A 25,118-nucleotide genomic window follows, 5' to 3' on the forward strand; every position below is an offset into this window, starting at 1 on the left:
CCCGAACCGGGAAGGGCTGGTGTGGGTAAATCCGCGGCCAGCTCAGAGGAGCCGACGCAGGAGCCACCTCTTCAGACCGGTGTGCGGCGGGTAGGCCAGCCGTAGGGTGTCGATTCCGGTGCCCTTGGACAGCACCCCGCGCAGCTGGCTGAACGTGTCGAAGGAATAGCGGCCATGGTACGCGCCGGTGCCGCTGTCCCCCACCCCGCCGAAGGGCAGTCCGGGCACCGTCAGGTGCAGGTTGCAGGCGTTGTGGCCGATCGCGCCGGCACGCACCCGTGCCTCAAAGTCCTGCCGCGCAGTCGACTCGTTGCTGAACAGGTACGCCGCCAGCGGACTGGGACGGGAGTTGATGAAGTTCACGGCTTCGTCCATCCCGCTGACCGCCAGGATGGGCAGGATGGGTCCGAAGATTTCCTCCTGCATCACCGGAGAGTCCGGCCGGACAGCCGTCAGCAGTGTGGGTTCAAGGTATCGGATGGCCCGGTCGTGGGCCCCACCGGTGTAGACGGTGCCGCTGCCGAGAAGTGCCACCAACCGGTCGAAGTGCTGCTCGTTGATGATTCGCCCGTAGTCGGCGCTGCGGTGCGGATCCCTTCCATAGAACTCGGCGAGCGCCTCCTTCAGGTGCTGCAGCAACTGCGTTTCGAGCCCCGCTGTGACCAGCACGTAATCGGGTGCCACGCAGGTCTGGCCAGCGTTAAGGAACTTGCCGAAGATCAGCCGCCGGGCCACCGCGCGGAGGTTCCCGTCCATGACGACGGCGGGAGACTTGCCTCCCAGCTCGAGCGTGACCGGGGTGAGCTGCTCAGCCGCGGCATGGGCGACGATCCTTCCGACGCGTGCTCCCCCGGTGAAGAAGATGGAGTCGTACTGCTGGCTGAGCAGCTCGGTGCTCACTTCGGGGCCGCCCTCCATCACGGTCACGGCAGTGTCATCGCAGTAGAGCGGCAGCAGGTCGGCGATCACCGCCGACGTGGCGGGGGCAAGTTCGCTCGGTTTCAGGACCGCGCAGTTTCCTGCAGCGAGCGCGCCGACGAGAGGTGACAGGAGCAGTTGCACCGGGTAGTTCCAGGGACCGATGATCAGCACCACGCCCAGTGGCTGTGCCTGCCGGTGTGCCGCCGCCGGCAGCAGCCCGGCCGGCACCGGTACGCGTTCGGCTGTGGCCCACGCGGTCAGGTGCTGCAGGGCATACTCGGCTTCGGCCCTGACCAGCGAAAGTTCGGAAACCAGTCCCTCCAGGCGGCTCTTGCCCAGGTCGGCGTGCAGGGCGTCGGTAAGATCCACCTCCCGCTCGGCGAACAAGCGGATCAGCCCCTTGAGCTGGGCCCGCCGCCAGTCCAGGGGGCGGGTGGTCCCGGCGTCGAACGTCCGGCGCAGCCGGGCCACGGCCGTCGCCGCCCCGACCCCCGATGAGAGGGTCACTGTGCGCGACCCGTGAAGTGCTCCATGGAGCTGTACACCTTGAACACCCGCCCGGCGACCACATCCCACACCGGCTGCGGCAGGACGCCCCGCAGCGCGCTGCCCAGTGCCACCGACCACGGTAACTGGAGGCGGGGACGCCCGGCGAGCAGCGCCCGCCAGGCCTTGTCGACGACGTCGGCCGGGTCCATCAGGGGCGTCAGCAGGGGGCCCCTTGCCCCCTCGAACATGCCCGTCCGGATGTAGCTGGGAATCAGCGTGGTGACCTTGATGTGGCGGTGACCGGCCTCGCGCAGTTCAAGGCGCAGCGAGTCGCTCCACCCGATCACCGCCCACTTCGATGCCGTGTAGACGCTCATCCGGGGGACCGACAGAGTGCCGGACGCTGACGCGACATTGAGGATTCGTGCCTGCTCGCGCAACGCGATGAGCTCCGGCAGGAACGCCCGGGTCAGATGCATCAGGGCGAGGGTGTTGATCTGCATGACCAGCGCGATGTCCGCCTCCTGCTCGTGCTCCCAGAAGTACTTCCCCCGCACAATGCCCGCGTTATTGATCAGTACAGCTGGGATCCCGACGTCGTTCCTGACGGCCGCTGCCGCCGCAGTGATCTCGCTGAGCGAGGCGAGGTCGACGACGTAGCTGTGCACCGAGGACCCCGCGCCCCCGAGGGAATCGGCAGTCTCGTGGAGCGCCTCGGCATCAACATCCCAGAGGACAACGGCGGCGGCCCGCTCCCTGACCGCGCGTTCCGCGTACAACCGGCCCATCCCGCTGGCAGCACCGGTGATGAGGACTATTCGGCCTTCGACAGTGAATGACATGAGTGCAACGTAACATCCCGCGGCGGACTGTAGGATTTCCGACAGACCACCCCACATCTTTTGGAAGGCACAGCCATGAGCAGGCTCGGTACCTCTTGGACACTCCACGGCGATGGGAAGAACGTTTTGCCGGGGCAGTTTGTCGCCCCGGATGAGCGGCTGAGTTGGCCCCGGACGGTGGGCATCGGCGCGCAACATGTGGTCGCAATGTTTGGCGCAACCTTCCTCGTTCCCCTGATCACCGGGTTCCCGCCAGCTACCACCCTCCTGTTCTCCGGCATCGGAACCATCCTGTTCCTGATCATCACCGCAGGGAAAGTTCCCAGCTACCTCGGATCGAGCTTCGCCTTCATCGCGCCGATCGCCGCCGCCCAGAGCCAGCACGGAGCGGCAGGCGCGCTCGGCGGGATCATCATGGCCGGTGCGGTCCTGGCGGTCATCGGCGCCATTGTGCACAAGGCTGGGTCCCGGTGGATCCAGGTGGTGATGCCACCGATCGTCACCGGTGCCATCGTCGCCCTGATCGGCCTGAACCTGGCCCCCACAGCAAAATCAAGCTTCGAGCAGGCACCCCTGACCGCAGTCATCACCGTGGTGGTTATCCTCCTGGTGACCGTCCTGTTCAAGGGAATCCTCGGGCGGCTCTCCATACTTGTGGGCGTTGTCGCCGGCTACATCGTCGCCATGGTGCGCGGAGAGGTGGATTTCGCTGCCATCGGCGACGCCGCCTGGATCGGCCTTCCCCCATTCCAGACCCCCGAGTTCCACCTGTCAGTGGTGGGACTGTTCATTCCGGTAGTCCTGGTCCTCGTCGCCGAGAACATTGGCCACGTGAAGTCGGTGGCCGCGATGACCGGACGCGATCTTGACCCGGTAACCGGGCGCGCCCTGATGGCCGACGGCCTCGCCACGATGCTCGCGGGGTCCGGCGGCGGCTCCGGAACCACCACCTACGCGGAGAACATCGGCGTCATGGCGGCGTCCCGCGTCTATTCGACGGCGGCCTACTGGGTGGCGGGAATCGTTGCCATCCTCCTGAGCCTTTTCCCTAAGTTCGGGGCACTGATCGCCACTGTCCCCGCCGGTGTTCTCGGAGGAGCCGGGGTGGTGCTGTACGGCATGATCGGCATCCTTGGGGTCCGCATCTGGGTGCAGAACCAGGTCAACTTCTCCAACCCCATCAACCTGTCGACCGCTGGCGTGGCACTGGTCGTCGGCATCGCCAACTTCACCTGGACCATCGGGGAACTCACTTTCGAAGGCATCGCCCTCGGCACAGCCGCAACCCTCGTGATCTACCACGGAATGAACAGCCTGGCCCGCTGGCGCGGCAGTGAGCATGTCACCGGGCCCGACGACGTCGACGCCTCCGACAAGGGGTCCCGCCCGTCGAAGCTGGGCTGAGCAGCATGGACATCTTCGTGGTCCACGGGTACCAGGCGTCTCCCGGCGAGCACTGGTTTCCCTGGCTGACGTCCCGCTTCCCGTCGCCTCAGGACAGCGTCACTGTGCTCGAACTGCCCACGCCGAACGAGCCCACCACAGCCGGGTGGATTGCCGCCCTCCAGGAGTCCATCGGCCGCCCTTCGGCCGGGACCGTGATCGTCGCCCACAGCCTCGGCTGCATCGCTGCACTCCGCTTCCTGGCGTCACTGGACCCGGGCTGGTCGCTCGGTGGCCTGATCCTTGTCGCCGGATTCGCTGAGCCTCTCGACTCTCTCCCTCTCCTCGACAGCTTTACCACCGGCAACGAGTTTGTCGACCGGCTGGAGATCTCCCACTGCACGGTGATCGGATCAGACAATGACCCAGTGGTGACTCCGGCGCTAACCGCCAGCCTCGCGGACAGGCTCGGTGGCAGGCTGGTCATCGTCCCCGGGGGCGGGCATTTCGGGTCCGACGACGGCTACCTGACCTTCCCCGAGGTTGAGGCGGAACTCGTTGGACTGGCTACTACGGCTGTCCGCGACTAGCGCGCAGCCCGGCCGCGCCCCTGGCAAGTTTCCGGGAGCGCCAGTGACAGGCTTCGGAGGTCGTCGTCGTTTGTCGTGACCACACGCTAGCCCCACGGAAGTCCGGTGGGGAGCTCCGCAACCGGATTAGGCTTGGGCCATGGGCGAAACGATGCGGGTCGGGGTGTTCCGGGATGGAGTGTTCAGGTGCGTCTTCCTCAACGGAACCGTGGGGGCGGGTAAGACATCGGTCGCCCAGGCGGCCGCAGCTCTCCTGGCCGCCGACGGCGTACCCCACGCGGTAGTCGATCTTGACTGGCTGCGCTATGCCTGGCCTGCCCCGTCCGGTGATCCGTTCAACCGCGACCTTGAGCTGGCCAACCTTGCCGCCCTGGTGACCAATTTCCGTGCGGCGGGCCCCACCGTTCTGATCCTCGCCGGGGTGATCGAGGGCTCCGCGCAACGTCAGCAATACGAACTGGCGCTGGGCTGCCCCCTCATGGCGATTCGCCTGGACGCCCAGCCCGCCACAATCCGGGACAGGCTCCGTCATCGTCACGGCTCCCTCGATCCTGCATTGGAGTGGCACCTGCATCGGGCCGGCGAGTTACAGGCGATTCTGGAGGAGGCCAACGCGGACGATGCAGTCATTTCAACGGAGGGACGTGATGTCAGCCAGGTGGCCACGGCGGTGATTGGCCTCGCCACCGAACATGCAGCAGAAACTGACACATCCAAAAGATCGCCTGCGACGAAGTAACCCACAGACAGCTACTTTAATCTTCAATTGAATGGCTGGAACGTCGAGGCACACTATGAACATTTCTTCTCCCACCTGCACTGACCGCCCTGCGGCCGGCGCCGCAACGCGACAACTCCTGTTGCGTGAGGACGGCGTCCTGCACGTGTGGTGGCGCCCCTCCACCGTGGCCACTATCGAGGATGCCCGAGCCACCCTCGATGCTTCCCTCCTCAACCCCGGAACGCGCCGGATCCTCATGAGCATGACTGCCGTGGCATTCACCAACGCCGCGCGCCGGGCCTTCTGCGATGAGGAGGGCATCACTGCCATCGCGCTGGTTGGCGAGGATCCAGTGGACCGTGTGGTGGCAGCGTTTGCCGATAATGCGGCACACCCGGCCCAGTTCTTCACTTCCGAGGGCGAAGCGCTCGACTGGCTCGAAACCTTCGCCTGACCCGACACCGCTGCGTGCGCGTCAGCCGCGGTGTCCTGGGCAGTGCCTAAACTGGTGTGATGTTGAGGATCAGTTTGCTGGGCGGGTCAGGGTGGGAGACCAGTTGATGGATCTGCAGCAGGTGTGGGCTTCAGCTGAATGGCGGGTTGGAGTGCAGCAGTGGATTACCCAGGTGCTCGAAAGCTGCAACCTCACGCAGACCGGCCCGCTGGAGCCGACCCGAACCCGGTTCTGGTCCACTCAACTCACCGTGCCAACCAATCACGGACGCCTCTGGTTCAAGGAAAACAATCCCGGCCAGTTCGCTGAGGCCGCCCTCGTGGCCCGCATGTCCGAACTGATACCCGATCAGGTGGCAGCGCCTCTGGCCATCGAACCAGCCAAGGGTTGGCTGCTCACTCCCGACCATGGGAAGACCCTCGCCTCCCTCAATTCAGCCGACTACCAACTGTGGGTCCGGGTGGTGAAAGACTTCGCCGACCTCCAACGGGAGCTCATCCCCCACGGCGCCCCGCTGGCCGCCGTAGGCCTGGTCAGCATGGATCCCTCAGTAGCCGGGAACTTCGCCAGCAACCAGTTACTCCTTCACACCGGTCTGCCGCCCGAGCATCCCCTGCATCTCTCAGCACAGGCTGCCGACGGTGTCTTCGCCAGCATTCCTGCCCTTGAGCGGGCTGCTGCAACCGTCCTGGCTTCGGGAGTCCCGCTGAGCCTTGAACATAACGACCTCCACTCGGGCAATGCCTTCATCCCCGTCACCACCACCGCCCCGCTGCGGTTCTTCGACTTCGGCGACTCCTATTGGGCGCACCCCTTCAGTTCGCTCTATGTTCCTCTCACCGTGATGCAGGAACAGTGGCAGACCACGCCTGACGACGCGCGGATCCGGCAAGTCATTACCGCCTACCTGGAGTGTTGGACAGACTACGCTCCAATGACCGAGCTGCGACTCGCACTGGAGCCGGCCCTCCAGCTGGCGCGGCTGCACCGTTATGGGTCGTGGTTGCGGCTCCTGATTCACGCCGACAACGCCTCGATGGCCCAGTACGGCCCGCACGCCCTCGGCTACCTGAGGACCCTGACCGATCCGGTGCTTCGGTAGGCCGTAGGCTTGCCGGGTGATGGAATTTTCGCTGGCGGCCAACGGGTCGATCGACGTGGTGCCGATGGTTTCCCTGCTCGCCAACCACTTCATCCCCGGCTGCGAGATCCCCGACGCACCCGGGTTGTCCCACACCCGACTCCTCACCACACCCACCGGCCAGTACGCGGCCACAGTCACCGTCAACCCGTCAGGGGTGACAGTCACCACCACCGCGCCAGCCAGCCAACTCCCCGCCCTGACAGCGACGGTCAGGCGCTGGCTTGACCTGGACACCGACCTTGACCAGGTGGCCCGGGCCTTCGACCCGGACCCGCTGCTCGGCCCACTGGTCCGCCGACGCCCTGGCTTGCGCGCCGTAGGATACCCAGAACCATTCGAGGCTGCCATCATGACCGTCCTCGGCCAACAGGTCTCGGTGGCTGCTGCTGGCACCTTCGGTGGACGGCTGGCCGCCGCCTACGGAACTCCGGGCGACGCAGGGCTGACCACCTTTCCCACTCCCTGGATACTCGCCGCGGCCCCGGCGGAGGACCTTCGCGGCGCCGTCGGCGTTACCCGCACGCGCGGGGCAACAGTGCAGCATGTTGCCCGTGCCTTCTGCGATGGGCTCGCCCTCCACGGTGACCCCGTTGCAGTCAGGAAGGCGCTGCTGGCTATTCCCGGGATTGGCCCGTGGTCGGCCGACTATCTGGCGGTCAGGGTGCTTGGCGATCGGGACGCCTTCACGCCGGGAGACCTGGTGCTGCGCCGGGCCATGGGCAACCCCAGCATCAGCGACGCCGACGCCGCATCCCAGCAGTGGCGACCCTACCGCGCGTATGCACTGTTCCACCTCTGGACTGAAGCCACTACAACCGGCCAGAAAAGTGCCGCAACTGCACGGTAGTGATTGCCCGACAACGCGTCTGCGGGAGAGGCACTTTCCTGGCCCCGCATGGCCAACCGGTTGCCCGGGTCAGCTGCCCTGGGGCCACTGACCGCTGCGCTGCATGGCCGTGGCCAGGCGGTCTGCACGGTCGGACACCAGCCCGTCCACGCCGCCGCCCAACGAAAGAAGCCGATCCATCGACTCGGCGTCGTTGATGGTCCAGACGTGAAGCGGCAGGCCAGCCTTCCTGCACCGCCTGACAAAGCGTTCAGTCACCACCACCACCCCTGCGTGCCGCACCGGGACCTGCAGGCAATGGACCCGGGCCAACCGCGCGAGGCGGCGCGTCTGACCCAGCGGACTCAGCAGCCAGAGCGACGCCGACCATACCCTCCCAGCCGATGATGCCACCGGACGGGTCAGCAGTTTCAGCACCCGCAACCGCCGACGGTCCGAAAAGGACGCAACCAGCACCCGCTCATGCGCCCCCAGCCGTTCCACCAGTTCAACGAACGGCTCCACTGAGGCGTCGTCCTTGATGTCGATGTTCAGTTTCATGGCTGGCCACCGGGTCAGCACTTGTTCAAGGGTGGGAATCGGCTCGACGCCCTGGATGAGGACGGATCCCAGGTCCTCCAGCGTGCGATCAGCCAGCGGGCCCACGGCGTCGCACACGCGATCGAGCAGTTCGTCGTGGAAGACCATGACCACTCCGTCGCTGGTGGTGCGGATGTCAATCTCCAGATAGCCGAAGCCCAGCTCCACTGCTGCGGAGAAGGCGGCCATCGAGTTTTCCAGCCCATCGGGTGAGAACCCGCGATGAGAGAGGGCCAGCCTCCGCTGTTCCCCGTCCGGTCCGACGTTCCGCAGGTAGGGGAGCATCCCTAGCGGGCGGCCTTCAGCTCGGCCAGGCGCTCCTCAAGGATCTGCGCCACGCCATCATCCTCGAAAGCCGGGGCCAGCAGGTCGGCTGCGGCGATCGCTTCCGGGTGCCCGCTGGCCATCGCGTAACCGGTGCCGGCCCAACCCAGCATCTGGACGTCATTGGGCATGTCCCCGAAGGCGACGACGTCGGCCTGGCTGATCCCGCGGGTCGCGGCGAACTCGGCGAGGGTGACCGCCTTGTCGATGCCTGGCATCGACATCTCCAGCAGGGCGATGCTGGGCGCCGAGTGGGTGGCGGTGACCAGGTGGGCCACTGCGGGTCGGACAGTATTCAGGAAGTGATCGGGCAATACGTCGCGTTCCCGGGCCAGGAATTTGATCACTCGCTCTCCCGCAAGGGAATCCGCAAGCGGCATCGCAACGGCGCCGGCGAGCAGTTCCACCGCGCCCTCCTCGGCGAACCCGTGCTCGATGTGGAAGCCGTTGACTGTTTCGGCGGCGAAGGAGGCGGCGGGGTAGAGATCAAGTATGATCTCGCGGGCGGCAAGAATGTTGCTGTGCTCCAGGAGATGGGCGCTCAATACCTTCTCTTCGTGAAGGCTGTAGGTCACTGCGCCGTTGGAGCAGATAACTGTGCCGCGGTGCCCTAGCTGTTCCCGTAGCGGGTCCAGCCACCGCGGGGGTCGGCCGGTGACGAACACAACCTCGACTCCAGCGTCCAGGCAGGCCTGGAACACTTCGATTGTCCTGGGACTGATCCTGCCGTCGTGGCCGACGATCGTTCCGTCCATGTCGCTGGCGACCAGGCGCATGCAGGTACTCCTCAATAAACGGGCGTTCAAACAGCAGGGCTATCTAAGCCTACCTGCGCCGACCCCGGCGGAACTGACCGGATCAGCGGGTTATGCCGGCCGTCCTGGGCGAGGCCGCTGGCTTCTGTCCAGGACGGCCGGCCGGCGCGTCCTACTGCTCGAAGGTGGGGATCAGCCGGGCGCGTCCGAGGGTATGCGAGAAGAGGTTGAACCCCAGATAGGCGTTGCTGCCTTCTGCGGGCACCTCAAGGGCTTCCACGTCTACTGCGTGCACCACCACGTGGTAGTGGTGTGGCCCATGACCGGCCGGAGGCGCCGCACCGATGAAACCGCTGAAGCCGCCGTCGTTCTTCAACTGAACTGCGCCCTCGGGCAGGTCGGTGCTGCCGTCCACGCCGGCACCGGACGGCAGGGATGTGGTGCCCACTGGAAGGTTGAAGACCGCCCAGTGCCAGAATCCGCTGGCGGTTGGGGCGTCGGGGTCGTAGACCGTCACGGCAAAGCTTTTAGTTCCCTCGGGGAACCCGCTCCAGGACAGCTGGGGCGACAGATCCCGACCGCCCTCGATGCCCATTGCCCCCGAGGCGTGCCTGATGTCCAACGGCTGGTTGTGCTCGACGTCGGTGCTGGTGAGGCTGAAGTCGGGGACTGCGGGGAGGTCTGCGTAAGGATCGCGGGTCATAACTGCTCCTGTTTCACTGGGGGTCTGCTACTAGCTCGCTGCGCACCGGTGGATTGGCACCGGCACGTGAGACGGTTACTGCCGCCGCCTTTGCTGCATAGGCGAGGACTGCTTCCAACTGCTCAACGGATAGGTGGCGAAGCTCATTCCGCTGGTGCGCGCCGACGAGGCCGCGGTCCACCAGCGAGCCCAGCAACGCCGACATGAATGAGTCTCCGGCGCCGACGGTGTCCACCACCTGGGTGGCGGGGGCCGGGACCGAGGTTTCGCCGCGTGCCACGACGGCCCACGGACCGAGGGAGCCGCGCGTCACCACCACCATCGCAGGGCCCTGAGCGAGCCATTGCCGGGCTGTTTCGAACACGTCCTGGCCCGGGTAAAGCCACTCAAGGTCCTCATCGGAGGCCTTGACGACGTCGGCGAGTGCGACAAATTTCTCGGCCTGAGCGCGGGCGAAGCCCACGTCCTTGACGATGCTCGGCCGGCAGTTCGGATCGTAGGAAATGGTCGCCAGCGGATGGGCGTGCTGGACGACGGCGAGCACCTCGGTTGCCCCCGGCTCCAGCATGGCGGCAATCGAGCCGGTGTGCAGGAGGGTGGTGCCGTCGAGGATCTGGTCGCTTTGCGCACGGACGGAGGGGAGGTCCCAAATAAGCTGGAACGTGTAGGAGGCTCCGCCGGCGGGATCCAGGCGGGCAGTGGCAATACTTGTGGGGTGACGGTCCTGCCCCATCGGTGTCAACACCGAGTTGCTGCTCAAGTGCTCGTGGATCATCCGGCCATACTCGTCGTCCCCCCAGCGGCCGATGAACCGGCAGGGGTGCCCCAGCCGGGCAAGCCCCACGGCCACGTTCATCGGGCTCCCACCCACGTGGGCGCGAGGTGAAGCGACATCGCTGATGACTTCGTCTATGAGGGTTTCCCCGATCACGGTGAGCACGCTAACAAGTTAGCATCCCCACCCGGTAGACGACCCCGCCGGGTGCCGAGGGGTTCACCAGGCCAACACTCGTTTACTGGGTGTGATCTCCGACACAGCGGACACCATCCCGTGCCTAGTTGCCTAAGGCTACGGTTAGACTGGATGAGCGGGCCGCCCCGAGCGGAGCCAGAAAACTTACTACCTGTTGGGGAATCCATGAAGATCAGAAATGCCGCGGCCATCGCCGTCATCGCTCTTGCCACGCTGACCGCGTGCGGCGAATCCACCGAGTCCGCTGCCCCTTCGGAGGCTGCGGCTCCCACCCCCGCGAGCTCGACCGCGCCCGCGCAGAACATTCAGCCACCGGAAACAAACGACCTGATGGGCGAGGCAAGCCCCGAAGGCGCGCGGGCATTCCTCCACCACGTCTTCGAGCTGAAGTCCTACAACCAGCGCACCGGGGAGACCGAACAGCTCCTCGCCGCCTTTGATGGCGCCGAAGCAGCGGCTACCGAGGCCGAAGACTTTGCGGCTATCTACGAGGATAGCGGTTGGGTTCTCGGCGGACAGCCGAAGGTCAAGCAGATCATCGTCACCACCCCCGCTGATGAGGTGGCCGAAGACGTTGAGGTTGACGCCCTGATCACCGTCAACCCTGATGCCTACACCTCGTTCGATGAGGCGGGCGAGGTTCAGGAAACCCGCCCGTTCGACCCCGCCGGCACCATCTACTCGGCGACGGTTGTTTACACGGACGGCGCCTGGAAGGCCACCTACCTCGAAGAGACCCCCGACGTGGAAATTCCGTCCGAGTAATCAGGTTCCGGTCGTCAGCGCAGGCCGTTGACGACCGGGCCGGGTTTTCCGCACAGCCTACCCGCCGGTTCGCTCTCGCTCTCGCTGTGAGGCCCAGTAGGCGGCCCCCACCAGTGCGGCGTCGTCGGGCAGGATTGCCTGTTCGATCGTGAAATCCTCGAGGCGCTCATCCACCAGCCTCAGTCCGGCGCGGATGGCGGGCTCCACCAGATCCCAGGACCTTGACATGGACCCGCCGATCACAAGGATCCCAGCATCGAAGCGCCTGATCACCACCGCCAGGGTTTCCCCGAGGGCGCCAAATGCGGCGTCCAGCACCCGCCGCGCGGTCTCATCACCGGAGCGGCTGAGGTCGGCGATGATGTGAACATCGGGGCCCGTTCCCGGATCCACCCCGGCGGCCTCAGCAAAAGCCGCGCGGATGGCCCTGCGGGACACAGTGTTCTCCAGCGGACTGCCCCGATACAGCTCGTGATGGATGCTCCCATCGGGAGAAACTGCTGGACCGGTGCTGACGGGTGTCCCATCGACCAGGAACGTTGACCCGACGCCGGTCCCCAGGGTGATGCAGATGGCACGTTCACGATTGCGGGCGGCGCCGAGCGCGTACTCGCCGATCCCGAAAGCGTCGGCATCATTGAGGAAGTGGATGATGCCGGGGGTGGGGGTGATGCGCTCCATCAGGGCGGCACCGAGATTGAAGCCGTTCAGGCTGTCGAACTTCCCCACGTGTTCAAACCGGCCGATCCCCTGCTCGTAGTCGAATGGTCCGGGGATCGCCACCGACCAGGTGGCTCCTGGTGCTCCCCCGAGTGCGTCGGCGGCAACCCCGATCTCCTCGACCAGGCTCGCCGCGGTGCCCTGGGCCTGCAGGTCAACGCGGGCCAGAGACTCCCGGTCAATGCGCCACGTTCCGGATTCCACCAGCGCGGCGGTGAGGTGGGTGCCTCCAATTTCAAGCACGGCAAGGGTGGTGCCACTCATCGATGGGCGCCTTTCAGTCGGTCTGATTACGGTATCCCCGAACCCGGATCAACAGTAATGCGTTGCGGTCCGCTGCGTTACCGGTCGGGCAACGTCTTCGACGGCGCCATCAGCCGATCCACTGCCTGCACCACCTGTGTCCAGGCGTCGGTGCCGGGCGTGATCATGGCGAAGTGATCGCCGGGAATCATGATCAACTCCGCGTCAGCTCCAGCGGCATCCGCAGCGGTCACGTAACTCTCCGATTGGCTGAGCGGCACCGTCGAGTCCTCCTCCCCGTGCAGGGCCAGCACCGGAACGGCGAGGGGAATCGCTGTCATTGGGTCGGCCAGCCGGTACCGTTCGGGGTCCCCGTCAGAATCTACGCTCAACAGGTTCCGCACCGCTCCCCCGCCCAGCGCCAGCTCATCTGCCTCGGCGAGGTTCAGGACCCCCGACTGGCTGACGACGCCGGTCAACGGCACCAGCGGCGTCCCGGCCCCGGGTGCGCCGTCAGGAAGCGTCGACCGTCCGGCAGCCCACACCGCCAGGTGGCCTCCCGCCGAGTGGCCGAGCGCCGTCGTCGTGCCCAGATCGAGTCCATGCTCCGCTGCCGCGGTCGCGAGGAGGTCAATCCCTGAGCTCACGTCGTCGAAAGTCTCCGGCCAGCCACCCCCGTTGCCGGCCCGCCGGTACTCAAGATTCCAGCAGGCATAACCGCGGGACGCCAAGTCCTCGGCAAGGGGCTGGCCCAGATCCAGTCCATAGCCGGCGCCCCAGTAGCCGCCGTGAATGATGATGACGACGCCGGGCCTGCGCTGGCCCACCGGGAGATACAGCTCGGTGAACTGGCTCGGATCGTCACCATAGGTGTAGCGCTGCGGTGTCACAGGGTCCTCCGGATTCTGGGTGGGGCCGGCGGGCGCACCGGGGGCGCAACCTGCGAGTGCTGCTGCGGCAGTCGCGGCGAAAAGGGTGCCAGCTGCACTCAGCAGCGTGCGTCGGGGTAGGTAGTCCACACCGGAAGCGTAGCCGCACCTGCCCTTCCCTTGTGGTCATCCCGATGTTTGAATGAACAAACCAATCAAGGGGGAATCATGCAGACCACCGGAACACGGCGGCTCGTCGCCGGCAGCGCGGCCCTCGCGGCAACGCTCCTGATTCTGTCGACAACAGTTTTTGACGTTATCAACAGGACTGCCTTAGAAGCCTCGATTTTTCTGCTCGCGACCGGAGCGGCTCTCCTCAGCGGCGGATTGTTCCTCCTGATCAGTGGCTTACGGGCACGGTCCCGGGACCTCAACACCGTACGCACCTACGATTCGCTCGGGTACGACTCGCCGGGTTTCGATCCGCGGCGCGGGACAACCTACGGGGGCAGCTCTGTCAGCACCCCCGACATGGCCCCGGTCAGATGTGCCGGGGATCTCGGTTCGCTCTAGCCCATCCCTTCCGTTGTGGTGACCCCGGTGCTTAAATGGACAGACCAACCAAGGGGGAACCATGCACAGCACAGGAACCTGGCGGCTCGTCGCCGGCGGCATCGCTCTGGTAGCGACCATCTTCGTCCTACCCACCGCGCTGTTTGAGGTGTTCAACGGCACCGCCGAGGGTGGCACTATCGCCCTCTTCAGTGTGGGAGCGGTCCTCCTGCTGGGCGGACTGTCTCTGGTGATCACCGGGCTGCGGATGCGATCCCGCGACCTGAATACGGCGCGCAGCTACGACACCCGGCAGGCGACCACCCAGGACGACGACCGGCCCATCGACAGCCACTCCATGCCGACCGCCGCCCGCCAGGGACAGATCGGCGGCCCCCTCTAGCCCTCCCTCCGGCGGGACTGTCAGACCCGGCCGATAGGATGGCCTGAAGCCATCGTCGGAGGAGTCTCTATGAGCGCCTGGGATCAGTTGGATGACCGTCTCCGCCCCGCGGTGGAAGCGAGCACCCGCGAGTTCGAACGTGTGCGCCCGCGCCTTGAAGAGGTGACCCGGCAGATGCAGGCAGGGATCCAGGAGATCTTTGTCGGCTCCGAGTTGAGCCCCCTGTTCGTTACCGCCCGGACCAAAACCGTCCAGTCGTTCCGCGACAAGGCCTCACGGATGCTCGCTGCAGCCGTACCCGGGGACCTCCCCACCCTCGTGTTCCCTGACCCGCTGCGCAACCTGACCGACGTCGTCGGGGTCCGGGTAATCACCACCTTGCCGCACGAGGTGGACGTTGCAGCCAACCTGATCAAGCGGCAACGCCAGGAGTTCGACTGCCGCGGTGACCGCGAAAAGGACATCGGCACCATCGAGTCCGGCACCTACGGCTACTCAAGCCGGCACCTGATTCTGAGGACAATCCAGAGCGACGCCGTGAAGGAGTACCAGCGGGCCCTTGACCCTGCAGCAAAGGCAGGCGGAAGCTACATGCTCGAGGTGCAGATCCGCACCGTGCTGGCGCACGCCTGGTCAGAAATCGAACACGACATCAGGTTCAAGGCCTCCAACCCGCGCGCCTGGAGCCCCTACTTTGACCGGCAGTTCACGGGAACTGCGGCCATGCTCGAATCGGTGGAGTCGGCGTTCGCGGAACTCCACGAACGGTATGAGACGGTCACCGGGTTCTGGGACGAGGACGGCGAAGGAAGCGCCCCGCTTACCCCCAACCGGGTGCGGGACGTCTGGCAGACCCTGCTCCCCCACGTCGACCGGAAGTCTGACGACAACTGGGGCTGGGCAGCCGAGTTGCTCGCCGCACACGGACTGACGACGACGACGGCCCTCGCCTCGCTGCTCCAGGCGGACACCATCACCTCGGTGCGGCGCGCCCTGGATCACCGGTACTCGCCGGGCCCGGACCGGCTACTCGACGATGTGCTGCTGTGGCACTACGGTGAACGCCACCTCGATCTGACCGCCGAGGCCGCAGACGCCGCGGTATCGCCACGGCGCGATAGCCTGCAGCGCAGGCACCGGCAGATGGCCATCTACCGGGCGCTCGAAGCCAACCGGTAACGCCGCCGTAACGCCCGCTCAGCTAAGGTTCCGCCTACCTGCGACGGGGCAGGTCCTGCGGGAGGAACTGCACCATGTCCAAGTACGCACTCTGTGTCGGCATCAACAAGTTTGAGAACCTCCCGACCAACGGCTGGCTCAACGGCTGCGTCAACGATGCCAAGGATTTCGCCGCCCTGCTCACGGACCAGTACGGTTTCGCGAAGCGCAACGTCACGGTGCTGCTGGACTCGAAGGCGACGAAGGCCGCCGTCGTCGGGAAGTTGCAGGCGATGATCAAGCGGGCCAAACCGGGGGATCACCTGGTGTTCACCTTCTCCAGCCACGGCACCCAGGTGCTCGACGCGTCGGGAGACGAACCGGATGGCGCCGACGAGGCCTTTGTTACCTTCGATATGCGGCAGAAGGGCGACCAGTGGGACGCCGCCACGCTCATTCTCGATGACGAACTGCACGACCTGCTGGGGACCCTGCCCGACGGTGTCCTGCTCGACGTCGTCCTCGACACCTGCCACAGTGGCACCGGCCTGAGGGCCCTGGACCTGCTGCCCACCCGGCGGCCGCGGTTCGTGCCGCCGCCCACCCCGCTCGGTCTTGAGCTGACAGAGTCAGCGGATCCGCGGGCTTTCCGCGATCTGGTGCGGTCAGACACGAAAGCCAAACCCGTCCTCTTCGCAGCCTGCCGGTCGGATCAAACGGCGGCCGACGCCGACTTCTCCGGCAGGTACAGCGGTGCCTTCAGCTATTTCCTACTCAAGGCGCTCAGGGACGACCCGACCAAGAGCCGCCGGGAAATCCTGAAGCGGGTCAGCGCGGACCTGCGCGGCGGGCGGTTCACCCAACGGGCCCAGCTGGAGGCGCCGGCGGCAGCCAAGAGCCTGGCGTGGGGCACGGCGCCCTAGGCAATACACCAAGGCGATACACCGGGGCGCGGACCAGCTACCGTCCACGACCCTGCCGGTGGAACGTGAGCTTCTCCGCTCCGCCGCCGGCCCGGGATCCTGCAGCGGCGGTAATCTCCGCGAGCATCGCCGCGTCACGGCTCTTGGCCTCCCGGATGTCCTGCTGCCGCCGGGCGTCGTAGACCGGTTTCAACGCCGCGTAACAGAGGTGGCCCCCCTCGTCGAAGCGCAACAACCCGCCGCCCCTGACCGTCACCGGCCCGGGGCCCGTCAGACCCAGGCGGCGCATTTCAGTGCGTCCGATGGTGAACTCCTGCACAAACGAGGCACCGATCTCCGACACCACGAACCCGTCGGGACTGAGCCTGATACTCGGGCGCACCCGGTCCACGGTGATTGAGTGCCGTTCGTCCATCGCAGTTTCCCGCAGCAGGTCGCCGTTCTCCCAGATGAACCTGACGATCTCCTCCGGGTCCGTTCCCAACGCCGACAGGCGCACGGGATACCTGAGGCTGTTCATGGCACCCGTCCCGGAGAGCAGCTCGTCAGGGTCCGTGGTCACTCCCACTTCGGCGAAGGCGTCCCGCACCACCTGTCGATAGCGGTACCGGTCCTGCGGCACCAGCACCAGATCGGCGGACAGGATGCCCCGTAGGAGGTCGGTCCAGGTCACATCCACCGGCGCCATGTAGCCCAGTCCGCGAATCAGCATGGCCAGCACCTGCTCGCCCACCTTCGCCCCCGATTTCGCCACCTGGTACAGACTTGATCGGCCACCGGGCTGGTCCAGCCGGACCTTCCAGAGCCGTGCCACCACATTGAGGATGACCTGAACAATCGGTTCCCCTCGTCGATGCGGATCCGGCAGGGTCCGCCAGTCGCCGGGTACCGGAGTCCGCATGGACTGACGTGCCGGTCCGTGCGAGAAGAGTCCGTCCCCGAAACTGAACAGACCGCTCAACAGGATTTGCTCATCCAGCCCCGCCAGATCTGTTACCCCGGATCCCAGCGGGTCCAGTAACTGCTCCACCCGGTCCGCTGACGAGAATACCGACAGCATGGCCACCAGATCGGCGATCGCCTCATGCAGGGCAAACTGGTCGAGGGACGCGAACTGATCCGACCAGCGCGTCCGGTAGCCGGCGAGGATGGCGTGTGTCACCTCATGAGACACCAGGTCCCGGTACAACGCCAGCGGCACGGACAACCGCTCCCTGCCATCCCTGCGATGCCCAAACCTGATCACTCCCTCCTCCCGGTCGTAACCGGAGTCGGCGTAGGGCACCGTATCGTAGGCGTGGATTTTCAGTCGCCGTCCGCGGGCCCAGCCCATCCGGCGGCCCAGGGTGGATTCGAACGCGGCGAGGGTCGACGCTGCCACCGCGTAGGTATGTTGCGCGAGGAACCGCCGGTTGGCCAGCAGCTCCCCCAGATCGCGGGGCGGGCACTCGTCCATCAGCATCCACGGGTCGTTGTCCTCCCCGAGGAGCAGGTCCAACGGTTTACCGTGGGGACCGCGGACGACGACGTCGAACCGTGCCCCGCGCGGACCTCCACTGACCCGTTCAACCGGCACCCGGAGCGTCGTCGTCATCGGACCATCGCGGCCAAGCGTGAAGGGACCTTCGGCGAGGATGGTCAGCGGGCGCAGCTCCCCGGTGTGGCTCCCTGGGCCGAGCATCACGCCCACAATCGGCACCTCTTCCTCCGGCCTGCCCGTGATGCTTGGTGGCCCACTGGGCAGCTACCTGCAATATCCACCTCCGCGGCGCGGCCGTCAAGGATCATCCCCAGTAACACCCCGGTAACAGGCCCCGGCGGATACTGCGTCCTGTGCGGTCGCCGTCGCCGTGGCACTGCTACCGAAGCGAATGCCGCTCACCAAGGAGTAGCCATGAGTACCCCCACCGCCGCGACCGCCACAGCCCCACGCGGCTCAGGGCTGAGTGCCGGGCAGATCGCAGCCCTCAAGCCCCATATCGTGAACCTCACCCGCGGCAGGTTCTCCACCGGCGGGGAAACCAGCACCACCGCCGCCGACGTGGACGCCATTTTCGAGCGGCATCTTCCCGCCTTCGCTCCGGCGGACTCAGCTGTACCGATCATGCTGTACGCCCACGGCGGCCTGGTGAGCGAGGGCGCCGGGTTGCGGTCCGCCCACCTGCAGAGCGAGTGGTGGAAATCGAACGGGGTGTATCCGATCTTCTTCGTCTGGGAGACCGGCTTCCTCGACGCGGTTTTTGGTGCACTTCCCGGCACCCGCGGGGTGCTCGGTGAGGTGAAAGACAGGGCGATCGAGCTATTGGCAAGGGCGGCCAACGGGGAGAAGATCTGGGGCGAGATGAAGCAGTTCGCCGAGGATGCGTCGGCACCCGGAGGCGGGGCTCTCTATGTCGCCCAAGCCCTGGCGAAGTATGTCTCAGCCCATCCCCAGACCACTGTGCACGCCGTCGGGCATAGCGCCGGTTCCATCTTCCACTCCCATTTTGTGCCAGCCGCGCTCAAGGCCGGCGTTCCGGAGTTCACCACCGTGAGCCTGCTGGCTCCGGCTGTCCGAACGGACACCTTCAAGGCGATGCTGGCCCCGGAGACCGGTAAAGGCATCAAGTCCCTGGCCATGTTCACCATGACGCAGGATACGGAACTGACTGACACCTGCCCGGGTGGGTACGGCAAGTCGCTGCTCTATCTGGTCCGGGCGTCCTTCGAGAAGGAGGAATTCACTCCGATCCTCGGTCTGCAGGAGTGCGTTAACGCAGACCCGGAGTTGCGCAAGTTCTTCAGCGCGGATGGTGCCAAGGCGAAAGCCGAGGTGGTCTGGTCGGTGACCGAGGGTGGGCCCCAGACCCGCAGGAGCACCGCCACCTCGCATGGGGGTTTTGACGATAATTCTTCGACCATGGAAAGTGTTGCCCGCCGGATCACCGGGAAGAAGCCGAAACCGTTCGGCACCCGGGCGGTGAGTGAACCCTGGGCCGTGGCACCCATCGCCCGTGAGGAACCCCCGGTGAGCACCCGCCGCGCACTGTGCATCGGGATCAACGCCTATCCTCCCGGCAGCGAGCTTCATGGCTGTGTGGCCGACGCGCAGGCCTGGGGCAAGCAACTGGAATCGGTCGGGTTCGATGTGACCACGCTCCTCGACGCCCAGGCCACCCGGGTCAACATCCTCCAGGGGATCTTCGAGCTGGTCACCCACAGCACCACCGGGGACGTGCTGGTGGTGCAGTACGCCGGTCACGGGACCTACGTCGACGATCTCGACGGCGACGAAAAGGAGGCAGGAAATGAGGAGAAACTGCACGACGAGGCCCTCTGCCCGGTTGATTTCCAGGGCGGGAACCTGATTATCGACGACGATCTCGGGGAGATTTTCGATCTGCTGCCCGACGGCGTGAGCCTGACAGGATTCTTCGATTCGTGCCATTCAGGCGACGGCACCCGGCTGTTACCGTCCTTCGGCGTCGCAGTCGTTGATGGAGCGCAACAGGCGGCCGATCATGGACGGCGGGCCCGGTTCCTCGTGCCAGACGAGACCACCACCAGGAATTTCAGGCTGCGGCGCGGTTCCGCCACGAGTGCGCTCCGGCGCACCAACGCCCGCGAGCTGCTTTTCAGCGCCTGTCAGCCCGACGAGGTGGCTTACGAGACGGGTGGGCACGGCGACTTCACCGCCGCGGCCAGCCTGCTGCTGGCCCCCAGCGCCGGGAAAGTCACGAACGCCGATTTCCTGGCGAAGGTGCTTGAATCATTCGCCCATCAACCGCGGCAAAACCCTTACTTCTACGGCGTGACGGCAGCGGCGACCAGGACGTTCCTGGCACCGTTGACCGCACCGTTGACCGCACCGTTGACCGCACCAGCGCTTGAGGGGCAGGGTCTCCGGCCGGCGCCCGGCCCCGCGGGTCAGATTGTGGCTGAGGCGAAGGGGGACGCCGCCGCACGCGCACGTGCGGCGGCAGCCTTCCTGCGGGCAACTGCCGATTTCCTTGAGGGATGAGACCGGCGGGTGTGCTAGACGACAGTCGGGTGAGTGTTCTCGGTCGGCGATGCCGGGGTCGCACCGTTCTTGGCGCCACCCCAGTTCTTCAACATCTCGACGGCGTCCAGCCCGGTGGTGTCCTTGAGTAGCTGGAAGGTCTCCTGCAACCCGCCGGATACGTTCTTGCTCAACTGGGTGGCACCATCGTTGGAGATGACAGTCATTTTGTCGATTCCCGCCATCGGGGCGGCGATTTCCCGCGCGATCTGCGGGAGAATCTCCATCACCTTGTTGAGAATTGCGGCTTCGTTGAACTGCTCGTAAGCCTTGGCCTGGGCTTCGATTCCTTGGGCCTCAGCAATTCCCTTCTGCCGGACAACATCTGCCTCCGCCTGGCCGCGGAGCGCAATGATCTCCGCTTCCGCCGCACCGTTGGCACGGGTCACTGACGCCGCTGCGTTACCGCGTGCGGTGTTCGCTGCGGCCTCCGCCTCGGCGGTCACCTTGTCCCCCTCAGCACTGAGGCGCCGTTTGGTCAGCGCTACTTCAGCCTCCACCTGATCAGCTTCCGACTGACGCTTACGCTGCTCGAGCTTACCTGCGGCTTCCTGCTCCACCCGGTACTTCTCAGCGTCAGCGGGCTTGCGGATCTCAATATCCAGTTCACGTTCACGCAGCTCGGATTGCCGCGAAGCAACCGCCTGCTCCTTGACCAGAATGGACTGACGCTGCTCGGCAGCCGCAAGTGGTCCGGCAGCATCGGCCTGGGCCTGCCGTGCGTCAGCAACCTCTTTGAGCTCGGCGCGGCGGATTGCAAGCTGTTGTTCAGCCAGAGCCACCTGTTCGTCGGCGATAGCTGCGGCCTGTGCAGCTTCCTGCGCCGCGTTCGCTTCAGCGATCTTGGCCTGTTTCTCGGCGAGCGCCGCCTCGGGTCGGCCAAGGTTCTTCAGGTAACTGGAGTCATCGTCGACAGACTGGATCTGGAAAGTATCAATCTCCAGGCCCTGGTTGTGCATCGAATGCTCGGCCTCTTCCTTGACGCTCTTGGCGAAGGAAGCACGGTCCTTGATGATGGAATCCACGGACAGGGTGCCCACGATGGAGCGCAACGAACCCGATAGGGTTTCCTGGGTGTAATGGTCGATCTGGTCTTGCTGGTTCAGGAATCGCTGGGCTGCCCGGCGCACCGCTTCCTCGTCGCCACCCACCTTGATCTGCGCGACGCCGGTGAGACGCAGCTTGATGCCGTTCTTGGAGATGCCCTCAATCTGGAGGGTCACCTGGCGTGAGGCGAGCGAAATGGAGAACGCACGCTGGCTGAACGGGTTGATGAATGTGCGGCCGAACACCACGCGCTGGCTTTCCTGGCTGCCTTTGCCGGTGATGATCAGTGCTTCGGACGGGCTTGCAATCCGCAGTGCGAGACGCGCGACGATGGCGGCAACAACTGCCAACACCACCAACACGGCGAGCACAATGCCGACAACAATAAACTGACTGAGGTCCACTACAGCCCCTTCTGTGGGATTCAATAAGGTTTGAGTGGCCGGAAGTTCCAGTGCCGGCCGAATCGGCTGGTTCATCACTGGAGAGCCCGTGCGGTCCCCCACCGCCCGTCATGTGTCGGACGCCACCCTATGGACGGTACACGACCCGTTCATCCGCGGCAGGAGTTTGCGGCGGGACGAAACCGGAGGTCCCCCAGCGCTGAGCTGGCGGACCTCCGGCGTGAGTCATCAGACGAGGTTTCGCAACGAAGTTACGCCTCCGACACCGCAGCGGCCAGGTTGTTCAGCGAGGACTCCAGATCGTGGGCGGAAACCGCCGGGAAGGACACCATCTTGAGCACCTTCGTGTCGGTGACGGCGGCCCAGTCGTAGGTCAGTGCCACCTCGGTGGAGTCCGGACCCTGTGGGGTCAACTCCCACACCCACTGCCATCCCGCAGGCTCGGTGCCGGCCTCGGCCGTCTTCCACGCGAGTAACTTGTTGTGGTCATAGCCCACCACATGGTTGTCGGTTTTGTAGTCGCCGCCCATCTTTTCCCAGTGCTGGTTCATGGTGAATACCTGTCCGACAGCGGTGATCCGATCCGACTTGTCGTCGGACTGCACCATTCCCGAACCGTCAACCTGCGCATGCCGCTCAGGGTTGGACAGGACATTGAAGATCGCGGCCGCTGACGCGTCGATGACTCGGGTTGCGGCGATGGATTTCTCACTCATTGTGGTTCTCCTTTGATGTTGTCGGTCTTGAGCACCCTCTATTGCAGTCTATGAGGTTCTTCCCGCCTACAGTTCGATGACGACGTCGGACGGCCGTTTATCGGGTCGCCAGCCACGCCACACGGGGTGGCGGAGTTTCCCGCCGTCGGTGCGTTCGCTGAACTGGACCTCCCCGACCAGCGCGGGGCGCACCCAGTGCGCGTCCGAGGCGTCGGCGGCCGGCACATCGGCGAGCGGCGCGGTTTTCCGGGACATCTTCCGGAGGCGGGAGCCGAGTTCGGCGAGGTCCCGTTCGGTCAGGCCGGACCCGACCCGCCCCACATACTTCAGGTCGACGCCGTCGGGCACGGCCACCAGCAGGGAACCCACCTTGTGCGCCCGGCTGCCTTTGCCCGGACGCCAGCCGACCACCACCACCTCCTGGGTGAGCTGTTGTTTGATCTTGATCCAGCCCCGCGAGCGCCGGCCCGCGGCGTAGCTGCCGTTCGTGAGTTTCGCCATCACTCCCTCAAGGCCGAGCTCCTTGCTCGCTGCGACAGCCTCCTCAAGGGTCGCATCGAGGGCTGGTGGCACCTGGATGTGGCCATCCGCCGGACTATCCACGGCCTGTTCGAGAATCTCGCGTCTCTGGTCGTACCGGAGCTGCAGCAGGGAATTGCCGTCAAGGTAGAGCAGGTCGAACAACATGAAGTGCACCGGGGCTTTCCGGCGGGCAGCTTCAATTTCGGAGCCCTTGGTGAGGTTGAACCGGTTCTGCAAGAGCCCGAAATCGGGGCGGCCAGACCGGTTCAGAGCGACGATCTCGCCGTCCAGCACCGCGTTCTCGGCATTGACGTAGTCACCCAGGTCAGCGAGCTCGGGATACAGGAGGGTCATGTCGTTGCCGTTGCGGCTGGTGAGGCGCACTCCGTCGGGTGTGACCGTGGCGATGGCCCGGACCCCGTCCCACTTCATTTCAAACGCCCAGTCGTCCTCGGCGGTCACGTCAGCGGTAGTCCCCGGTGTGGCGAGCATGGGCGTGAGTTCCGGCGGGGCTGCGTCGCTGGCCGCCGGGGGTTTGCCACCCGAACCGTGGTCATCCCCTTGGTCCTTCATCAGGTGCATCAGCCAGTTCCTTTCACCCGATCCGTCCCCTCCTCCGGTGTGGATCAGGGCATACCGCCGGACGGCGCTGCCGCTGCGGGCCAGCCCGCCGTCGTCACGGCCCTGGACGGTACAGATCACTTCTTTGCCCTCACGCCACTTTTCCGTCTCATAGGTCCCGGAATCCCAGATGTGCATCTCCCCCGCGCCGTACTCCCCTGTGGGGATGGTGCCCTCAAAGGTTGAGTATTCCAGCGGGTGGTCTTCGGTCTGGACGGCGAGGTGGTTTGTGTCCGGGGTGTCCGGCGGACCCTTGGGCACCGCCCAGGAGACGAGGACGCCATCGTGCTCCAGCCGGAAGTCGTAGTGCAGACGGCGGGCGTGGTGTTCCTGGATGACGAACCGGTTGCCGCCGGTATGACCCACACTGTCGGGGATGGGTTCCGGCGTTTTCGCGACGTCCCGCATGGAACGGTAGGTGTGGAGGCGGTCGGTGGAACCTGCACCATCGCCTGCCGTGGCGTCGTCGTCGTTCCGGCCTTCCGCCGGTCGGTCGTCGAGTCCTGCCAGCAGGTCGCCTAGCTCGTGCACCCGGTCCATCATCTGCCGGTAGTCGATCTGCGCCAGCGTGGGGTCCTCCATCTCCGCCCAGGAGCGGGGGGCGGCAACGGTCGGGAGCAGTTTGCCACGCATCGAGTACGGCGCCACCGTGGTCTTGTTCCGATTGTTCTGGCTCCAGTCGACCAGCACCCTGCCGCCGCGGAGGGATTTCTTCATGTCGCTGACCACCCGGTCGGGGTGGTCGGCTTCAAGTGCGCGGGCCAGCTCGTGGGCCACCGTTGACACCTCGTCGGAGGTTTGCGAGCCGTCCAACGCCGCATAGAGGTGGATGCCCTTCGACCCGCTGGTCACCGGGTACGGCGTGAGGCCCATATCCTCCAGGATCGCGCGGGCATCGCGGGCAACCCCGGCGCACTCCGCGAGGCTGACCCCTTCTCCCGGATCAAGGTCGAGCACCAGCCGGTCCGGGTTGCTGATTTCCCCGTCAGCTCCGAACCGCCACTGCGGTACATGGATTTCCAGGGCGGAGATCTGGCCGAACCAGGTCAAGGTGGCCAGGTCGTTGACCATCGGGTACAGGTTGACATGGTCTTTGTGGGCAATCGAATGGCGTTGCACCCAGGCCGGTGCCGACTGGTCAAGGTTCTTCTGGAAAAACACCTGGCCGGGTTTCTCGGCGGTCCCCACCCCGTTGACCCAGCGTTTGCGGGTGACCGGGCGGTCGCGGGCGTGCGGGATCAGGTACCCGGCAATGGCGGCGTAGTAGGCGAGGACGTCGGCCTTGGTGGTGCCGGTCTGGGGGTAGATCACCCGGTCCAGGTTGGTCAGCCGAAGGCGCTGTCCGTCCACAGTGACGGTCTGCTGCAGCTGGCCTTTACTGGAACCCATGGGACCAGTCTTGTCCGGAATG

Annotated in this window: 24 protein-coding genes; 12 read left to right on the top strand and 12 right to left on the bottom strand. The window is 65.6% G+C overall.

All coding sequences use genetic code 11. The features are described 5' to 3' along the window. Positions 1–42: 42 nt before the first annotated feature. Together IWX62_RS01425 and IWX62_RS01430 are read right to left on the bottom strand one after the other, a co-directional pair. A complete protein-coding gene (locus IWX62_RS01425) occupies positions 43–1,428 on the bottom strand; it encodes an aldehyde dehydrogenase family protein (RefSeq protein ID WP_196839574.1) in 1,386 nt (461 codons plus the stop codon). Next, the gene (locus IWX62_RS01430; RefSeq protein ID WP_196839575.1) at positions 1,425–2,252 is read right to left on the bottom strand and encodes an SDR family NAD(P)-dependent oxidoreductase; all 828 of its coding nucleotides are present in this window, start codon (positions 2,250–2,252) and stop codon (positions 1,425–1,427) included. Before IWX62_RS01430 ends, IWX62_RS01425 begins: the two co-directional genes overlap by 4 nt. A 75-nt stretch (positions 2,253–2,327) precedes the next feature. Between IWX62_RS01430 and IWX62_RS01435 the strand changes: the two genes are divergently transcribed. The 6 genes from IWX62_RS01435 (at position 2,328) to IWX62_RS01460 (ending at position 7,391) form a co-directional block, all read left to right on the top strand. Next, positions 2,328–3,656 carry a uracil-xanthine permease family protein gene (locus IWX62_RS01435; protein ID WP_196839576.1) on the top strand — a complete coding sequence of 443 codons (1,329 nt, stop codon included), beginning with the start codon at positions 2,328–2,330 and terminating at the stop codon, positions 3,654–3,656. 5 nt (positions 3,657–3,661) lie between these two features. Further along, positions 3,662–4,225: an RBBP9/YdeN family alpha/beta hydrolase gene (locus IWX62_RS01440; protein ID WP_196839577.1), complete on the top strand. Its 564-nt coding sequence runs from the start codon at positions 3,662–3,664 to the stop codon at positions 4,223–4,225. Positions 4,226–4,364: 139 nt separating this feature from the next. Beyond that, on the top strand, positions 4,365–4,964 hold the full coding sequence (locus IWX62_RS01445; RefSeq protein WP_196839578.1) for an AAA family ATPase: 600 nt from the start codon (positions 4,365–4,367) through the stop codon (positions 4,962–4,964). Between the two features lie 55 nt (positions 4,965–5,019). Next, positions 5,020–5,400, top strand: coding sequence for a DUF7793 family protein (locus IWX62_RS01450; RefSeq protein ID WP_196839579.1), 381 nt, complete (start codon positions 5,020–5,022; stop codon positions 5,398–5,400). 106 nt (positions 5,401–5,506) lie between these two features. Next, positions 5,507–6,502 (top strand): phosphotransferase, encoded by a 996-nt coding sequence (locus tag IWX62_RS01455; RefSeq protein ID WP_196839580.1) that lies wholly within the window; start codon positions 5,507–5,509, stop codon positions 6,500–6,502. Between the two features lie 19 nt (positions 6,503–6,521). Further along, on the top strand, positions 6,522–7,391 hold the full coding sequence (locus IWX62_RS01460) for a DNA-3-methyladenine glycosylase family protein (protein WP_196839838.1): 870 nt from the start codon (positions 6,522–6,524) through the stop codon (positions 7,389–7,391). A 69-nt stretch (positions 7,392–7,460) separates the two neighbouring features. Here IWX62_RS01460 and IWX62_RS01465 read toward each other — a convergent pair whose 3' ends face one another. The 4 genes from IWX62_RS01465 to IWX62_RS01480 form a co-directional block, all read right to left on the bottom strand. Further along, positions 7,461–8,255 (bottom strand): glycerophosphodiester phosphodiesterase family protein, encoded by a 795-nt coding sequence (locus IWX62_RS01465; protein WP_196839581.1) that lies wholly within the window; start codon positions 8,253–8,255, stop codon positions 7,461–7,463. Between the two features lie 2 nt (positions 8,256–8,257). Next, entirely contained in the window at positions 8,258–9,070 is an 813-nt protein-coding gene (locus tag IWX62_RS01470; RefSeq protein ID WP_196839582.1) for an HAD family hydrolase, read from the bottom strand. A 151-nt stretch (positions 9,071–9,221) separates the two neighbouring features. Further along, entirely contained in the window at positions 9,222–9,752 is a 531-nt protein-coding gene (locus IWX62_RS01475) for a YbhB/YbcL family Raf kinase inhibitor-like protein (RefSeq protein WP_196839583.1), read from the bottom strand. 13 nt (positions 9,753–9,765) lie between these two features. Beyond that, a complete protein-coding gene (locus IWX62_RS01480) occupies positions 9,766–10,692 on the bottom strand; it encodes a carbohydrate kinase family protein (RefSeq protein ID WP_196839584.1) in 927 nt (308 codons plus the stop codon). Between the two features lie 198 nt (positions 10,693–10,890). Here IWX62_RS01480 and IWX62_RS01485 point away from each other — a divergent pair, with 198 nt between their 5' ends. After that, positions 10,891–11,490, top strand: coding sequence for a DUF6318 family protein (locus IWX62_RS01485; protein WP_196839585.1), 600 nt, complete (start codon positions 10,891–10,893; stop codon positions 11,488–11,490). 57 nt (positions 11,491–11,547) lie between these two features. On the opposite strand, the gene IWX62_RS01490 is transcribed toward IWX62_RS01485, so the two are convergent. Both IWX62_RS01490 and IWX62_RS01495 read right to left on the bottom strand, forming a co-directional pair. After that, the gene (locus IWX62_RS01490) at positions 11,548–12,474 is read right to left on the bottom strand and encodes an ROK family protein (RefSeq protein ID WP_196839586.1); all 927 of its coding nucleotides are present in this window, start codon (positions 12,472–12,474) and stop codon (positions 11,548–11,550) included. Positions 12,475–12,551: 77 nt separating this feature from the next. Then, on the bottom strand, positions 12,552–13,472 hold the full coding sequence (locus IWX62_RS01495; protein ID WP_196839587.1) for an alpha/beta hydrolase: 921 nt from the start codon (positions 13,470–13,472) through the stop codon (positions 12,552–12,554). A gap of 78 nt (positions 13,473–13,550) precedes the next feature. On the opposite strand from IWX62_RS01495, the gene IWX62_RS01500 reads away from it, so the two are divergent. The 4 genes from IWX62_RS01500 (at position 13,551) to IWX62_RS01515 (ending at position 16,358) form a co-directional block, all read left to right on the top strand. Further along, a complete protein-coding gene (locus IWX62_RS01500; protein WP_196839588.1) occupies positions 13,551–13,895 on the top strand; it encodes a hypothetical protein in 345 nt (114 codons plus the stop codon). 61 nt (positions 13,896–13,956) lie between these two features. Next, a complete protein-coding gene (locus IWX62_RS01505) occupies positions 13,957–14,277 on the top strand; it encodes a hypothetical protein (RefSeq protein ID WP_196839589.1) in 321 nt (106 codons plus the stop codon). A gap of 69 nt (positions 14,278–14,346) precedes the next feature. Then, complete coding sequence (locus IWX62_RS01510; protein WP_196839590.1) at positions 14,347–15,456, top strand: GTP pyrophosphokinase; 1,110 nt, start codon at positions 14,347–14,349, stop codon at positions 15,454–15,456. A gap of 74 nt (positions 15,457–15,530) precedes the next feature. After that, complete coding sequence (locus IWX62_RS01515) at positions 15,531–16,358, top strand: caspase family protein (RefSeq protein WP_196839591.1); 828 nt, start codon at positions 15,531–15,533, stop codon at positions 16,356–16,358. A gap of 37 nt (positions 16,359–16,395) precedes the next feature. On the opposite strand, the gene IWX62_RS01520 is transcribed toward IWX62_RS01515, so the two are convergent. Then, positions 16,396–18,057, bottom strand: a complete 1,662-nt coding sequence (locus IWX62_RS01520; RefSeq protein WP_196839592.1) for a hypothetical protein — start codon at positions 18,055–18,057, stop codon at positions 16,396–16,398. 195 nt (positions 18,058–18,252) lie between these two features. Here IWX62_RS01520 and IWX62_RS01525 point away from each other — a divergent pair, with 195 nt between their 5' ends. After that, entirely contained in the window at positions 18,253–20,358 is a 2,106-nt protein-coding gene (locus IWX62_RS01525) for a caspase family protein (RefSeq protein WP_196839593.1), read from the top strand. A 14-nt stretch (positions 20,359–20,372) separates the two neighbouring features. Here IWX62_RS01525 and IWX62_RS01530 read toward each other — a convergent pair whose 3' ends face one another. From IWX62_RS01530 to IWX62_RS01540, 3 genes are all read right to left on the bottom strand, one after another. Next, a complete protein-coding gene (locus IWX62_RS01530; protein ID WP_196839594.1) occupies positions 20,373–21,848 on the bottom strand; it encodes a flotillin family protein in 1,476 nt (491 codons plus the stop codon). 251 nt (positions 21,849–22,099) lie between these two features. Continuing rightward, on the bottom strand, positions 22,100–22,564 hold the full coding sequence (locus tag IWX62_RS01535; RefSeq protein ID WP_196839595.1) for an SRPBCC family protein: 465 nt from the start codon (positions 22,562–22,564) through the stop codon (positions 22,100–22,102). 66 nt (positions 22,565–22,630) lie between these two features. Continuing rightward, positions 22,631–25,096, bottom strand: coding sequence for an ATP-dependent DNA ligase (locus IWX62_RS01540; protein WP_196839596.1), 2,466 nt, complete (start codon positions 25,094–25,096; stop codon positions 22,631–22,633). Between the last annotated feature and the right edge of the window lie 22 nt (positions 25,097–25,118).

Source organism: Arthrobacter sp. CAN_A1 (genome assembly GCF_015751665.1).
In the GTDB taxonomy this organism is placed as follows: domain Bacteria; phylum Actinomycetota; class Actinomycetes; order Actinomycetales; family Micrococcaceae; genus Arthrobacter_D.